Genomic DNA, 584 nt, shown 5'->3' on the forward strand with positions numbered 1-584 from the left:
CGATGGCGCGTTTGAAGCCGAGTTTTTCCGCTTCTTTGAGCCGCTCTTGTCCGCGTGCAACAGGGCGGACTTCGCCGCTGAGGCCGATTTCGCCGAAAACCACGGTTTTTTCGGGCATGGGGCGGTTGCGGAAGCTGGAGAGCATGGCGAGGATGACGGCGAGGTCGGCGGCGGGTTCGCCGATTTTGACGCCGCCGACGGCATTGAGGAACACGTCTTGGTCGAAACAGGCGATGCCGCCGTGGCGGTTGAGGACGGCGAGCAGCATGGCGAGGCGGTTTTGTTCGAGACCGACGGTGAGTCGTTTGGGTGTGAAACCGTGTGCATCATCGACCAATGCCTGAATTTCGATCAAAAGCGGGCGGCTGCCTTCTTGTGTAACCAAAACGCACGAGCCGGGCGTATCGTCGCGGTAGCTGGCGAGGAAAATGGCGGACGGATTGGATACGCCTTTTAAACCGTTTTCGGTCATGGCGAATACGCCCAGTTCGTTTGCCGCACCGAAGCGGTTTTTAATGGCGCGTATCATGCGGTAGTTGGAATGTTGGTCGCCCTCGAAATACAGCACGGTATCGACCATGTGT

Annotated in this window: 1 pseudogene; it reads right to left on the minus strand. The window is 58.4% G+C overall.

The features are described from left to right. Positions 1–584: pseudogene (locus tag ACTHUM_RS17875) on the minus strand (DNA repair protein RadA); the annotation flags it as partial.

The sequence above is a fragment of the Neisseria sp. P0021.S006 genome (assembly GCF_051956895.1).